Annotated in this window: 15 protein-coding genes; 11 read left to right on the forward strand and 4 right to left on the reverse strand. The window is 44.8% G+C overall.

The genetic code is table 11. From position 1 onward, the window contains the following. Positions 1–180 precede the first annotated feature (180 nt). A complete protein-coding gene (locus tag SNE26_RS03100) occupies positions 181–1,815 on the forward strand; it encodes an FMN-binding glutamate synthase family protein (protein ID WP_321557914.1) in 1,635 nt (544 codons plus the stop codon). Positions 1,816–1,963: 148 nt separating this feature from the next. Here the strand turns inward: SNE26_RS03100 and SNE26_RS03105 are convergent, their stop codons facing one another. Then, the gene (locus SNE26_RS03105) at positions 1,964–2,449 is read right to left on the reverse strand and encodes a nuclear transport factor 2 family protein (protein WP_321557915.1); all 486 of its coding nucleotides are present in this window, start codon (positions 2,447–2,449) and stop codon (positions 1,964–1,966) included. A 219-nt stretch (positions 2,450–2,668) separates the two neighbouring features. Here SNE26_RS03105 and SNE26_RS03110 point away from each other — a divergent pair, with 219 nt between their 5' ends. The 4 genes from SNE26_RS03110 to SNE26_RS03125 all read left to right on the forward strand — a co-directional run bounded on the left by SNE26_RS03110 (position 2,669) and on the right by SNE26_RS03125 (position 6,375). Continuing rightward, a complete protein-coding gene (locus tag SNE26_RS03110) occupies positions 2,669–3,085 on the forward strand; it encodes a hypothetical protein (RefSeq protein ID WP_321557916.1) in 417 nt (138 codons plus the stop codon). 51 nt (positions 3,086–3,136) lie between these two features. Continuing rightward, on the forward strand, positions 3,137–3,730 hold the full coding sequence (locus SNE26_RS03115) for a penicillin-binding protein activator LpoB (RefSeq protein ID WP_321557917.1): 594 nt from the start codon (positions 3,137–3,139) through the stop codon (positions 3,728–3,730). Between the two features lie 63 nt (positions 3,731–3,793). Continuing rightward, complete coding sequence (locus tag SNE26_RS03120) at positions 3,794–5,218, forward strand: hypothetical protein (protein ID WP_321557918.1); 1,425 nt, start codon at positions 3,794–3,796, stop codon at positions 5,216–5,218. A gap of 716 nt (positions 5,219–5,934) precedes the next feature. Further along, positions 5,935–6,375, forward strand: a complete 441-nt coding sequence (locus SNE26_RS03125; RefSeq protein ID WP_321557919.1) for a GNAT family N-acetyltransferase — start codon at positions 5,935–5,937, stop codon at positions 6,373–6,375. On the opposite strand, the gene phnN is transcribed toward SNE26_RS03125, so the two are convergent. The 3 genes from phnN to SNE26_RS03140 are packed head-to-tail and all read right to left on the reverse strand — an operon-like array spanning position 6,372 to position 8,524. Then, entirely contained in the window at positions 6,372–6,929 is a 558-nt protein-coding gene (phnN, locus tag SNE26_RS03130; RefSeq protein WP_321557920.1) for a phosphonate metabolism protein/1,5-bisphosphokinase (PRPP-forming) PhnN, read from the reverse strand. The genes SNE26_RS03125 and phnN overlap by 4 nt on opposite strands. A gap of 6 nt (positions 6,930–6,935) precedes the next feature. Further along, the gene (locus SNE26_RS03135; protein WP_321557921.1) at positions 6,936–7,724 is read right to left on the reverse strand and encodes a bifunctional hydroxymethylpyrimidine kinase/phosphomethylpyrimidine kinase; all 789 of its coding nucleotides are present in this window, start codon (positions 7,722–7,724) and stop codon (positions 6,936–6,938) included. Positions 7,725–7,726: 2 nt separating this feature from the next. Beyond that, on the reverse strand, positions 7,727–8,524 hold the full coding sequence (locus SNE26_RS03140) for an endonuclease/exonuclease/phosphatase family protein (RefSeq protein ID WP_321557922.1): 798 nt from the start codon (positions 8,522–8,524) through the stop codon (positions 7,727–7,729). Between the two features lie 283 nt (positions 8,525–8,807). Here SNE26_RS03140 and SNE26_RS03145 point away from each other — a divergent pair, with 283 nt between their 5' ends. The 6 genes from SNE26_RS03145 to SNE26_RS03170 all read left to right on the forward strand — a co-directional run bounded on the left by SNE26_RS03145 (position 8,808) and on the right by SNE26_RS03170 (position 13,774). Next, positions 8,808–9,518: a response regulator gene (locus tag SNE26_RS03145; RefSeq protein ID WP_321557923.1), complete on the forward strand. Its 711-nt coding sequence runs from the start codon at positions 8,808–8,810 to the stop codon at positions 9,516–9,518. A gap of 336 nt (positions 9,519–9,854) precedes the next feature. Then, on the forward strand, positions 9,855–10,274 hold the full coding sequence (locus SNE26_RS03150; protein WP_321557924.1) for a phosphonate C-P lyase system protein PhnG: 420 nt from the start codon (positions 9,855–9,857) through the stop codon (positions 10,272–10,274). Position 10,275: 1 nt separating this feature from the next. Then, positions 10,276–10,884 (forward strand): phosphonate C-P lyase system protein PhnH, encoded by a 609-nt coding sequence (gene phnH, locus SNE26_RS03155; protein ID WP_321557925.1) that lies wholly within the window; start codon positions 10,276–10,278, stop codon positions 10,882–10,884. 3 nt (positions 10,885–10,887) lie between these two features. Next, positions 10,888–12,018 (forward strand): carbon-phosphorus lyase complex subunit PhnI, encoded by a 1,131-nt coding sequence (locus tag SNE26_RS03160; protein WP_321557926.1) that lies wholly within the window; start codon positions 10,888–10,890, stop codon positions 12,016–12,018. Positions 12,019–12,030: 12 nt separating this feature from the next. Further along, positions 12,031–12,936, forward strand: a complete 906-nt coding sequence (locus SNE26_RS03165; RefSeq protein ID WP_321557927.1) for an alpha-D-ribose 1-methylphosphonate 5-phosphate C-P-lyase PhnJ — start codon at positions 12,031–12,033, stop codon at positions 12,934–12,936. After that, positions 12,926–13,774: an ATP-binding cassette domain-containing protein gene (locus SNE26_RS03170; protein WP_321557928.1), complete on the forward strand. Its 849-nt coding sequence runs from the start codon at positions 12,926–12,928 to the stop codon at positions 13,772–13,774. The genes SNE26_RS03165 and SNE26_RS03170 overlap by 11 nt, the downstream gene beginning before the upstream one ends. Positions 13,775–13,785 lie beyond the last annotated feature (11 nt).

The raw sequence follows: 13,785 nt of genomic DNA on the forward strand, positions 1-13,785 counted from the left end.
TTTATTTCTTTTTTGTTGATACAAATATAAGTACAAATTAGATGTTTAAACATCTAATTTTATTTTGTGACTTTAAAACGACATTGAGTAAGTTTCTTAACCACAAATTTGGCCTATTGTTTAAATTATAAATCTATTTTTATAAAACTTAATAGCCGCTTCATATAAAATTAACCGTCCATGAGAAAGCTCTTTGTTGTTTCGTTCTTCATCATATTTAGCATGCTTACTGCCTGGAGCATTATCTGGCCGCCGGCGGTATGGTCATTCCTGTTCATGGGGCCTGTTTATCTTCTCGGTTTTTATGATATGGTGCAGCCTAAGCATAGCATTGTACGCAATTATCCGGTGTTTGGTCATCTGCGGTACCTGATGGAGGAGTTGAGACCTAAAATATACCAGTACTTCATTGAAAGCGATACCAACGGCACGCCTTTCAATCGCCAAAACAGGAGTGTGGTTTATCAGCGCGCTAAAATGGTTGATGATACCCGGCCCTTCGGTACCGAGCTTGATGTTTATGATAACGGTTACGAATGGCTTAACCATAGCATTGCAGCAATTGATCACCATAAATTAAATATGGATCCGCGCGTAAAAGTAGGCGGACCGGCCTGTAAGCAACCATATATGGCCAGTGTGTTCAATATTTCGGCCATGAGTTTTGGTTCATTGAGTATGAACGCAATCCTCGCCTTAAATGGCGGGGCCAGATTGGACAACTTTGCCCACAATACCGGCGAAGGCGGTCTGAGCGATTATCACCTGCAGCCGGGTGGCGATATCATCTGGCAAATAGGCACCGGCTATTTCAGTTGCCGCCATAAGGATGGTACTATAAACTACGATGCCTTTGCCGAACGCGCTGTTTTACCACAGGTTAAAATGATCGAGATCAAGCTGTCGCAAGGGGCAAAGCCTGGTCATGGAGGGATATTGCCCGCTGCCAAGGTAACGCCCGAAATTGCACGGATCAGGCTGGTAGAAATGGGGGAGGACGTGGTATCGCCGCCATACCATACCGCGTTCACCAATCCATTGGAGTTGATGGTATTTATTCAAAAGCTTCGGGACCTTTCAGGCGGAAAGCCTGTCGGGTTTAAATTGTGTGTTGGTCATAAAAGCGAGTTTTTAGCTATTTGCAAGGCTATGGTCAAAACAGGCATTACTCCCGATTTTATTACTGTTGACGGGGGAGAAGGCGGCACCGGCGCTGCCCCGCTTGAGTTCAGTAACTCGGTAGGGATGCCATTGCGCGAGGCTTTGGCTTTTGTTTATGATGCGCTGACCGGTTTCGACCTTAAAAAACATATCAAGCTTATAGCATCCGGAAAAGTAGCTACGGGTTTTGACCTGGTAAAGAATTTTGCCCTCGGTGCCGATATGTGCAACAGCGCGCGTGGCATGATGTTCGCCCTTGGCTGCATCCAGGCGCTGGAATGCAATACGAATACCTGCCCAACCGGTGTGGCTACGCAGGATAAAAGCCTGATGAAGGGCCTGGTAGTGGATGATAAAAAAGTACGTGTGGCTAACTTCCACCGGCAAACCGTGGGCAGCGCCATCCAAATGATAGGTGCCGCCGGCTTAACCAAACCCTGCGACCTGCACCGCATGTATATTTACCGTCGTGTTAACCACAGCCAGATCCTGACTTATGGCGAGCTGTTCCCTTACATTCCCAAAGGCAGCTTGTTGAACACACCTTATCCGGCATCGTTTGAGTTTGATATGGCCATCAGCAGCGAGAATACTTTTGTGCCCGACTACAGCGGCGTAACTAATGTTGATTATAGTAATGTGAGTTCGTATTGAAGAGATTTGAGGGTGGGTATTAAAGATTAGTTAGAAATAGCGCAATTGCAGGTTTAAGCGCGGCGTTTGAACCTGCAAATTATAGTAGAATGCAACACTCCTGCTCTTGAGCGGGGAATTGAAAAATCCTTGTTGGACCCGTAGCATCCTAATGCCCCACGCTTACTACCCTCGTCACTTTCCACTGCCCATCCTTATACTTCCAAACGTGTACAAATTTCATCAGGCCTATTACCGGTTGTCCGTTTTCGGTATGAGTGAAACGATGAGTTCCCATTTCAATAGCGCCAAAGCCGGGCATGGGGTAAACCTCAAGCGTTTCTTTAAGGAGGTCGCGGCGCAGGTCGGCGGCTTGTTTGTTCTCGAAAATCCCTTTAAAGCCGGCGATGGTTGCATCATAACCGGTTAGGCCTTTACCATCGTTATAAAATTCAACGTCGGGTGCAAACAGTGTTTTCATTACTTCCAAATTACGACTGTTAAAGGCGTTGAACATTACACTATCCATGTGTGCAATGGTGTTATATAACTGCTGATCTTTTGGTTTAAAGGCGTTGGTTTGCGCATTTGCAGCGAAGGCAGGCAGCATTGCGGCCAAGCCAATAATGAACAGGGTATAGGTTGATTTTTTCATGATGTTAAATGTATTAAAATATATCATCATGACGCGCCGTCATGACCGATGGTGACAGTGATACAGGCGATTTTCACGGTTAAAAAAGCTGTATGGTGTTGCTGCAATTCATAATTAAGTAAAAAAGTTCCCGATTAACATAATTTAACGGTTTACGCCCGGCGCCTGTGTAATATTTGGAGTGCATTTTACGTAACTTTACTTATTAAATTAAGCGCAATGAAAAGGAATATCTTTATTATAGGCTTGATGCTTTTAGGCGGTTTATTTAGCGGCGCCGCAAAAGCCCAGGAAACTGCATCGTTGGTTGCTGATCAAAACCCACGCTACATGGAAAGCCAGGCAAAATATATCAGGGTTGCCGATACCCTGAACAGCCTGCACGGGGTAACCATACAAAATACTTACAAAGCTTACGATTGGTATGAAGCCAAACTGGAACGCCGCCGCCAAAACCGCGCGTGGCGGCATGAGGAACGCATGAACGGATATTATGATTATTCACCGTCATGGGGCTTATATGGCGGCTACTCTTATTCGCCATTTTCAAACTATGGATGGGGCAATCGCTGGGGCGGCTATTATGGTGGCCGCTGGGGTGGCCGTACAAGCATCGGCATCGGCTTTGGCTGGTAACAAATTAAGCAGCATTCAATCTAACACATCATAATTTATAATATACTACAAATGAAATTTAACAGGATTTTAACAGTTGCTGCAATAGCAGTTTCAGGGATTTTTATAGCCTCATGTTCAAGGCAGGTTACACGCGTTAGCACCGACCAAACTATTGATGTTAGCGGCAACTGGAATAACAGTGATGCACGAATGGCAGCCGATGAGCTTACCGGCAAAATTTTAGGTGCTAACTGGATTGATACTCACGTTAACGAGCACCAGGGTAAACGCCCGGTAGTTATAGTGGGCTTTGTTCAAAATAAAAGCCACGAACATATTGATGCCGAAACATTCTTAACCGATATTGAAAGCTCATTCATCCAGTCGCAAAAAGTACGCTTGGTACAGGGCGGTAAAAAACGTGATGAGTTACGTGCCGAAAAGGCCGATCAGCAAACAAATGCTACAGTTTCGAGCATGAAAAAATTTGGCCTGGAAAACGGTGCCGATTATATACTGCAGGGTTCAATCAATTCAATAGTTGATTCGCACAAACGCCAAAAAGTTGTTTACTACCAGGTAAATCTGGAGCTTACCAATATCCAAACAAATGAAGTGGTTTGGATAGGCGAAAAGAAAATTGCCAAATACGTTAAAAACTAAAGCTGGTAAACATCATTGCCCTGAACATGGTATGCCTGTGTTCGGGGCAGTTTGCATTTAATAATGGTCAACTTACGTACGCATATTCTCCGGGTATTTTCTTTTATCGGGCTGATGCTTTTTTTATCGGCGTGTTCAACCTATAATCAAAGCGTTGCACCTTACTATAAAAATGTATCTGCCGGTAATTATCCACAGGCTGAGAAGGAGCTTGATAATAACAGCCTGATTCAAAAGCCCCGAAATAAGCTCCTGTACCTGATGGAGAAGGGGAGGATTTGCCATTTAAAAGGCGAATACGAAAATAGCAATAACTACTTTAACCAGGCCGACCAGTTGCTTGATGAAGGCTTGACCAGCGCATCGGATGCTGCTGTTGGCGTTTTGCTTAACTCTGCATCGCAGCGGTATAAAGGCGAGGATTTTGAAAAGTTCATGATCCATTATTATAAGGCACTCAATTATTTGTACCTGAATAAAACAGAGGATGCCATTGTCGAAGCCCGCCGCATTACTTTACAGGCTCAGGAACAGGGTGACAAGTATAATAATAAAGATAGCCGTTATTCAAACGATGCGTTTTCGCTGATACTGCAGGGGATGCTGTATGAAAGCAACAATGATGTAAACAATGCATTTATATCGTACAGGAACGCTGCCGAGATCTATCTTAAAAGTCCTGATAAAACTTATTACGGTACCCCAATGCCCGTTGAACTGGAAGAAGATGTAATTCGGACCGCAAAGCTAAACGGCTTTACAACTGAAGCTGATCAGTTTGAAACAACCTTTGGCATTAAATATGAACCTGTAAAACCATCAGAAGGTGGGGAGCTGATTCTTTTTTGGGAGAACGGTCTTGCCCCGGTAAAAACACAGGTCGATCTGTTCTTTAGTCTCATCCGTAACAGTAACGGCGATTTGTTTTTTACCGATGCTGCCGGAGGTTTGGTAATTCCTTTTAACTACGATGGCGACAGGAACAGGGTAAATACCAAATCAGTTGAAAGTCTGCGGGTAGCATTTCCTAAGTATGTTGCGCAAACGCCATACTATTCAAGCGCAAGTGTCTCAGTTAATAACCAGGATGCGTCATTAGTTAAGGCGGAAGATATCAATGAGCTGGCATTTAAAACATTACAACAGCGTGCTTTAAAAGAAATGAGCGGGATCCTGTCGCGCCTTGCGGTGAAAAAGATAGCCGAGTATTCAATACGCGCCGCCGCCAAAAGCGATGGTAAAACCAACGGGTTATTGGAAGGGCTTGGTTACGGTATCCAGCTATACAGCCTGCTATCTGAAAAGGCCGATACCCGCAACTGGCAAAGCCTGCCTGCTTATATTTCTTACGCACGGGTCCCTTTGCAAAAAGGAGATAACCAGGTACGTATTACGCTCAAAAACGCTCAGGGGGCAACTGAAACAAAAACTATTACCGTACAAGGCACTGGCAGGTTGCAGTTTTATAATTATGCTACTTTAAGATAGTCGGTAGCGATTAATTGAAACTTCTATATAAATAAAAAAGCCATTTGCTGTTCAGGGCAGATGGCTAAGTTATATATTGATAGGGTTTAGGTTCGGTATTTAAATACTTTTCTAAGTATTTTTTAAAAATAGACTTAATATTTTCTCCTTGAAATACCCCTTTTTGGGTATATTATAATGTTTTAAGAAATCATTTAAAAGCATTAAAGTATCACCCGTCATTGCAAGTACAGCGTGGTAATCCCCTATAAGCAGAGCAACCATTCAAGTCCATTTGTAAAATCGGTGAGTGCTTCGGGATTTACAATGATGTGAATGTAAGTGGTCAATTTTTACGTGTTTTTTTGACAGGTTTTATAATATAGGCGTTCCCGTTAGCTAACGGGCCGGGCTTTCCGTTACAAGTCCTCGCTTTTCCTTCCCGCAACCTAACCCGCGCTGTGGGCTTTCCTCTGCTATCGCTAACACAGCCTGTACACATCCCTAAAATATATTTTCTACGTCATTACCATTTTTTCCGGGGTTTCCCTGGGGGTTACCCGCAATGAGGTGGTTGAGAAAGGCCCTTTCCTTCAAATTCTGTTTAATCTTATAACCCGCTGCGTCGCCTTTTAACAGCTTGCTAATAAACGGCTAATAATTAAAACAGAGTTTTGTTCAACTACATTTGCGTTCAGTTTATTGAACTGCAAGTAGTTTTTCATCACCGTATAAAAATGCTAAACCAGGTAATACTAAGGGATGCCCATGTGGGCGATATTGAAACCATTGCCGCACTCATGACCGATTTGAGCTACCCAACCACCGTAGCCGAAATGCGGGTGCGCATGGAGCCTATACTTGTACACCCGGATTATAAAACAATTTTAGCGGTTTATAACGATGAAATAGTTGGCATGGCCGGCTTGGTAAAGGGTAACTATTATGAAAAGAATGGCAAATATCTGCGTGTGCTTGCCTTTGTGGTAAAACAAACCCTGCGTAACCTGGGGATCGGTAAAATACTGATTAAAGCCTGCGAAGATTACGCCATTGAAAAAGACCTGAACACAGTGATCATCAACAGCGGCAACCGCGACGACCGGAAGGTTGCCCACGCCTTTTATCAAAAAATGGGTTATACTATCCGCTCTTCCGGCTTTGTGAAGCAGGTTTAAGCCAGTTGCTTTTCTGTTATAGAGATCAGGTTTACCAGTTCGTTCCCCGCAACTTCGATGGCGCCGTCATTCTGTATTTCGATGCAGTTTTCAAGGTTGGTATTGAGCCCGGCAGTACGGGCTATTCGTTTGGCTATTTCTTCAGCGTTTTCCCGTCCACGCCCGGCCAGGCGACCGGCAATAATTTCGGGACTCGCAGTTACTAATATCACTACCAGATCGGGGTAAAGCCGCTGCGCAACGGGCAAATACTCGCGCGACCCGTTGACCACCACATTAAAGCCTTTGTTAAGCCAGCTGTTTATTTCCTGGCCAATGCCATAATATTTATCATGGCTGCCCCAGCTTAATGCAAACATGCCGGCCTTGCTCCTCAATGCAAATTCCTCATTAGTTAAGCTAACGTGGTTCTCATTGCCTGAAAACGGTGGACGGGTAATATACCGGTGCGCAAATACCACATTTTCTGATCCGTTAATTTGCTTGCGGGCATAATTCATCAGCGTGTCTTTGCCGGCTCCGGATGCGCCAATAACATAAAATAGCTTACTCATGGTGGGTTATAAAAGTTTTATTGTTGAAAGGGTAAGGTCGTTTGAATGCCTGTTGATGGAATTTTTGATCAGCTCGTAAGTTTGATCGGCAGCAGTTTTTAAGGCCGCATCAAAACTCAATGCATTATAAAAATGGTTGAGAATAAATGTTGCCAAAAATGCATCGCCCGTGCCGCCATAGTTTTTTGATAATACGGGATGTGAATGGCTGTAGCATTCGTCATCCTTATAATATTGAATGCCTATCCTATTATCCCCGGTTTTAATACTTGTAATAACGAGTTGCACATCGGGATATTGCTTTCTGAATGTTTCGATATAAAAGGTATCGGCTCCTGTACCATCAGGTTCATAACCGGTATGGATCTTTATTTCGGTAAGGTTTGGGAAAACCAGATCGGCCAGCTTAATGAGGTCGGGCCAGCGGGCTATTATATCTGCAGGCACATAAGTACGCCCGTGATCGCCGCAAACCGGGTCAACAATAATGGTTTTTATGATAGGGCGATAGGTGTTAATCATTTCCGTAATAACATCCACCTGTTGGGCATTGCCTAAATAGCCGATGTACAGGATCAGTTCGAGCTCACGGTTTACTGCCAGCTCAAACGAGCTTTGTAGTAGCTCTGTAAACGGCACATCAAGCTTTTTGACAAGAATCATATTGGTGAGGCCGTTGAGCATAAGGCTTGGTACCGGCAAAATCCGCTCGCCCAAAATGGTGGTGAATGTTTTTAGGCTGGCTGTGCCGTGCACTGCAAAACTACCGATGGCTAATACGTGAGGTGTTTTCACGGTCAGGGTATTACGAGTGTTGTGGTGATGCCAAAATGGTCGCTTGGGTAAAGGCCGCTTGCTTCGTCGGGTATATTTAATACAACTGCCGAATTGATAAACCGAGGGTAATTGTCCGTGCCGGGTAGCGGTAAGGTAAAGATCTGGTCAACACATACCTGTTTGTTTGTCTTGTAATAAGCTTCGGCAAGGCTGTATCTCGGTTCGGTACCGTTAGCTTGGGTATAACAATCAGCTGCTTTTGATAATTCCCTGAAAGCCATAACCGCTTCCGAATCGGGCGTGGCATTAAAATCGCCGCAAATAATGTGGTATGGATGTGCTGTGCTTGCGCTAACAAAACCGGCAAGCGCTTCGGCCTGGGATTTTCTCAAGCCTTTATGCTGACTCAGGTGGGTAAGATGGGTAGTTGTAACAGTAATCGTTTTTCCCGATGGCAGGTTTACATTTGCCCGGAAAGCTTTGCGGTCGTTATCTTCGGGTACTATAGGCAAATCAAAGCTGCCGGTTTCGGTAAGCGGGTAAACAGATAATATGCCAAGGCCCGATGTACTGTTAACCATCCTGTCTTCAAACAGGCGCTTTTTCGATCGGCCGGGTAAAAAACAGTAGTTCATATTTAATTCGTTAGCCAAAAACTTTAGGGTATCGGCATTCGCTTCTTCGCTGTAAAAACATTCCTGGCAGGCTATAACGTGGGGTTTTAGTTGTTTAAGTTGTTTGGCAAGTATGCCCACGCGCACCCGGTATTCACCATCACATTTCCATGTATTTATAGTGATAATTTTAACATTTTCCACTCCAGCAATATCAGCAATCTAAATTGTACAATCAACATTCGGTAATTATTAGCTGATGATTAGTTTTTGATTAAAGTCATTGAATTGCTTTATTATTAATAATGCGCTTACGGGATAATTACCCGGTTATTCTTAAATTATTAGCAAATGGTTAGCAATTGATTTGCTTTGTATTGTTTTGAGTTTAATTTAACAGGAAATCAACCTTTTATTATTAGGATTTAACAATGGGCTAATCTTTTCTTCAACTGTGTTAATTAATATCGTATGGTAAAATGGCGGTATGAAGAAACATAGGCTGGTAATTATTGATGATCATTATGATATCCTCGAAATTCTGAAATATAATATGGTTCAGGAAGGCTATGAGGTTAAAATGTTCTTCAACGCCGTTGATGCCCTTAAGTATATCAACGCCGATAATACCGATCTGCTGGTTACCGACTGGATGCTGCCCGAAATGGACGGTCTCGAGCTTTGCCGCAACCTTAAAATGAGCCCATCCACCCGCGATATCCCCCTGGTAATGCTCACCGGCAAAAATGACGAAATTGATGCTGTAACCGCCCTCGAAGTTGGTGCCGAGGATTACGTAACCAAACCCATCCGTATGCGCGAGCTGATGAGCCGGGTAAAAAAGATTCTGCGCCGCAAAAATATTGATGACATAATTAGCGCTCGCAAAGAAGTAAAAGAAACTATTGAATGCGGGGTACTTAAAATGAACCTGGTAAGTTACAAGGTTTATATCAATAATGAACTGCTGGAGCTCACCATTGGTGAGTTTAAACTGCTCGAATTACTGGCCAAACAACCGGGCAAGGTTTTTTCCCGCAACCAGATCATCGAGCGTATCAACGGCTCACAATATTTTGCCACCGAACGATCCATTGATGTGCAGATAGCAGGTTTGCGTAAAAAGCTTGGGCAATATAAAGATGCTGTGGAAACAGTAAGGTCAGTAGGATATAGGTTTAATGAGCGGTTTGTGTGAGCCTGAACCTTGATTTGGGAGGATTTTTCGGATGCACAGGATTTTGAATATACAGCTGCTTATTGTCTAAGCCCGAATTTATAGGATTAAGCGAATTAACAGAATACTAAGCAAATTCAATAAATTCTTATTATTCCTTTAATTCGAGTTCAGACAAATGCGGCCGTGAGGACACGGCCGCCGGGGAAAAGCAAAATCCTGTGCATCCGAAAAATCCCCCCCCCTCAAAAAAAAAAATCCCGGTTCAGACCTAACAATCCCCTAACAAAACAATATCCCTTCCCTAATTATTCGCAAATAATTGCGGCCTAATTTTGATTTAAATCATTAAGCCCGATGGAAGAACAGGATTTTATATTGTGCGAGTGCGAACTGGAACCTCTCCGGGACTTTGTTGCCTCCATTGAAGAAAATTTTGAAGTAATAATTGCCAAAGCTCCGTCAACCTGCATGACCATGATCCAGGCCGAAGATTCGGTTGAGTTCCAGGATTTTTATTTGGGGGAGGCCCTCACTACCGAATGCGAGGTAATTGTAAATGGTCAGCGCGGTTACGGTATTTGCCTGGGCGATGAGCCTGTTCGCAGTTATTGCATAGCATTTATTGATGCTTTAACCCAATTGCCGGGTGCTGATCTGAAAGATGTTGAAGCCTTATTAACCGAACAACACCAACTGATCAGAAAAGCTGAGCAACTGGAATATAACCAGATCATGCGCACCCGCGTTGATTTTAAACTGATGGAACAGGAATAATATGCAAACCGAACTACATTACGATACCGTTTTCGATGCGCAGCAGCATTTCAGGCTTTTGCTGGATAGCATGGCCCGCCCGGGAAAGATCAGTACTTTCCCTGCCATGGATATTATGCCGCCGGTAGGTTTAAACCAGGCATCGGCGCTTACCGGTTTTGCTTTGCTAAATGCAGATACTACTTATTATATAGCCGGTTATAACAGTGCTGATATTGCACAGTACCTGTTGGTAAACACTGCCTCACAACAGGCCGGTATTGATACTGCCGAATATATTTTTTTGACCGAAAACCATGATGGCCGGGGTTTGGAAAAAGCTCGCGTTGGTACGCCTGTATATCCTGAAGATAGTGCTGCATTGATAGCCGAAGCTGAACTTATTAGCGAACAATCCATCGAAAATGGTTTAGAAATAACCCTTAAAGGCCCAGGTGTTAACGGTGAAGCACAGGTTTTTGTAAGAGGGATAAATCCGGCTTTGCTTAATTATATCAAAGAGCAAAACGCCGAATATCCTTTGGGCGTTGATCTGATCATTACCGACAGGCAAAATAACCTGCTGTGCATTCCGCGCAGTAACGCCTTCACTTATATTAAAACAAACTAAACCATGGGATACGTAGCAGTAAAGGGCGGCACCGAAGCTATTCACAACGCAAGCGAACTGGCTGAGTTTTACCGTGTAAAAGGAAATACAACCCCTATTGATATAAAACAGATCCGGGCGCAAATGCGCCTGGCTATTGACAAGGTGATGGGCGAAGGAGGTATTTACGCTCCCGAGTACGCTGCCATAGCTTTAAAACAAGCTGAAGGCGATGTATACGAAGCTGCTTTTATATTGAGGGCTTTCCGCACCACCTTACAGCGTAATTATTATTCGCAGGTGATCAATACAAGGGAGATGTTTGTTAAACGCAAGATTTCTGCATCGTTCCGCGAAATTCCGGGTGGGCAAATCCTTGGCCCAACCCGTGATTATACCCAGCGCACCCTTGATACTGCTAAAGCTATCGAAACAGCCATCGACATAAAAACATTTTTGGATGACTTTGACGCTAAGATCGACCCTGAAAAACTGGAAGGCATCAGCACTTTTGGTAAAGTGATTGACCTGCTGCAGCAGGAGGGCCTGCTGGCCCCGGCTGACCCAACTGAAGACCGCAGCCTTATTGATATCACCCGCGAAGCTATCAAATTCCCTGCGCCCCGCTCGGCAAGGTTACAAATGATGGCCCGTGCCGAAACCGGCGGTTTAATGGCATTGGGTTACAGCAGCCAGCGTGGTTTTGGCAGCGTACACCCAACGGTAGGCGAACTCCGTTTTGGTGCCGTTCCGGTACGTGTTAAAGATGCAGGCGGACGTAACCGTTACATAGGCAAAATTGAGGTTACCGAAAATGAGATGATAACCGGTAGCAAAGCCGCAAAAAAAGGCACGCCGCCATATTTTACCATTGGCTACGGACTGTGCTTTGGCCATAATGAAACCAAGGTGATTTGCATGAGCACGCTGGATACCGCCATGCGTCGACCCGAAATGGGTGCGCCGGCCAACGACCAGGAATTTGTTCTATACCATACTGAAGGTGTTGAGGCCATGGGTTTTACCAATCACCTCAAGTTGCCGCACTACGTTACCTTCCAGTCGAGTTTGAGCAATACCCGTGCTGCGGTTGAGCGTAACAACAACGCTAACAAAGAGGTTGAACAGCAAATGATCCAGATGCAATCGGTTTAAAAGCGCTACATCATGATTGAAAATACCAAGTATACCAACAAATACAATTTTGCCTTTATTGATGAGGCTACCAAAAAGGAGATCCGCCGTAAGCTGCTGAAGGCCGTGGCAATCCCGGGTCACCAGGTGCCATATTCATCACCCGAAATGCCAATTTCACGCGGATGGGGTACCGGGGGACTGCACATTACGCTGGCCGTTATCGGTAAGGAAGATGTGTTTAAGATCATTGACCAGGGCAGCGATGCAAGCGTTAATGCCTGCAACCTGCGCGAGTTTGTAAATGGGATGACCGGCTGCGAAACCACTTTTGATACAGCCGAAGCCACGCTGATCCAAACCCGCCACCGCATTACGGAGGAAGAATTGACCGATAAGCAGATCATTGTTTTCCAGGTGCCATTGCCCGAACCTTTGCGTATGGTTGAACGTTATGAATACAAAACCCTGCAAATGCATGCCGAAGCTGATTATGCTAAGATGTATGTATCGCTTTATGAATCATATGTGCGCCACGGTGCTATTATGCAGGGCGCCGGTTATCCTGTAATGGTAAATGGCAGGTATATCATGTCGCCATCGCCAATACCACGCTGGGATACGCCGAACCTGAACCAGGCCCAAACGCTGTTTTTATTTGGCGCAGGGCGCGAAAAACGCCTGTATGCTGTACCTCCTTTCACTGATGTTGAGCCGCTGGAATTTGAGGATGTAAACTTTGAGATAGAAGATTTCAGCAAGAGCGAGTGCTATAAAACCGGTTACAAAAGGGCTTTCCTTGATGAGATCTATTCGGACGAGGGCTCGCGCAAATATGTGATCAGCGACAGCAACTTCCTGGATAAAAAGAGCGAAAAGCAGGAAACCCGTCAATACAGCAATACATACATAGACCAACTGCAAGAATATGGCCTTTAACGAGGATAACTGGTTGCTGCGTGTGCGTAACCTCACCAAAATATATGGCGAACCTAACGACCGTACACTGGCTTTGACAGGTCCGGGGTTTGGCTCCAATATCTGCCCGGAAACGGAAAGTATCGTAGCCTGCGCCAATATCAGTTTTGACCTTTACCCCGGTGAGGTACTGGGCATTGTAGGCGAAAGCGGATCGGGCAAAAGTACGGTTGTTAAAATGCTGTACTTCGACCTGGAAAAAACTTTTGGTGCAGCCTGGCTCAAGCCTTACAATGAGGGGCTGCTGAACATCCTTGAAGAATCAAACCAGCGCAAACGATATATCCGCAACAACCTGATGGGTATGGTGTACCAAAACCCGCGCGACGGCCTCAACTTCGGTTTTTCATCAGGCGGCAATATCGCCGAAAAACTGATCATGGCCGGGCAGATGAACGTAGGCAACATCCGTGAAAGGGCTTCCGACTTGCTTAATAAAACCGAAGTCCCTGTGCCGCGCATGGATAACCGTCCCGGTACATTCAGCGGCGGGATGCAGCAAAGGGTACAAATTTCCAAGGCCATCGCCAATAATCCGCCGCTATTGTTTTTGGATGAGGTAACCACCGGTTTGGATGTATCGGTGCAGGCCAAAGTGCTTGATCTGATCCGTGAGCTGCAAACCGATCTTGGTATCGCCATGATCGTGGTATCACATGATCTGTCGGTTATCCGCATGCTTACCGATAGGGTAATGGTGATGAAAAATGGCCGCATAGTTGAAAGCGGTTTAACCGACCAGATCCTGCAGGACCCGCAGCATGAATATTCACAGCTGTTAGTAAGTTCCTTGTTGTAAATGGAATTTTT

This window comes from Mucilaginibacter sp. cycad4 (assembly GCF_034263275.1).
Taxonomy (GTDB): Bacteria; Bacteroidota; Bacteroidia; order Sphingobacteriales; family Sphingobacteriaceae; genus Mucilaginibacter.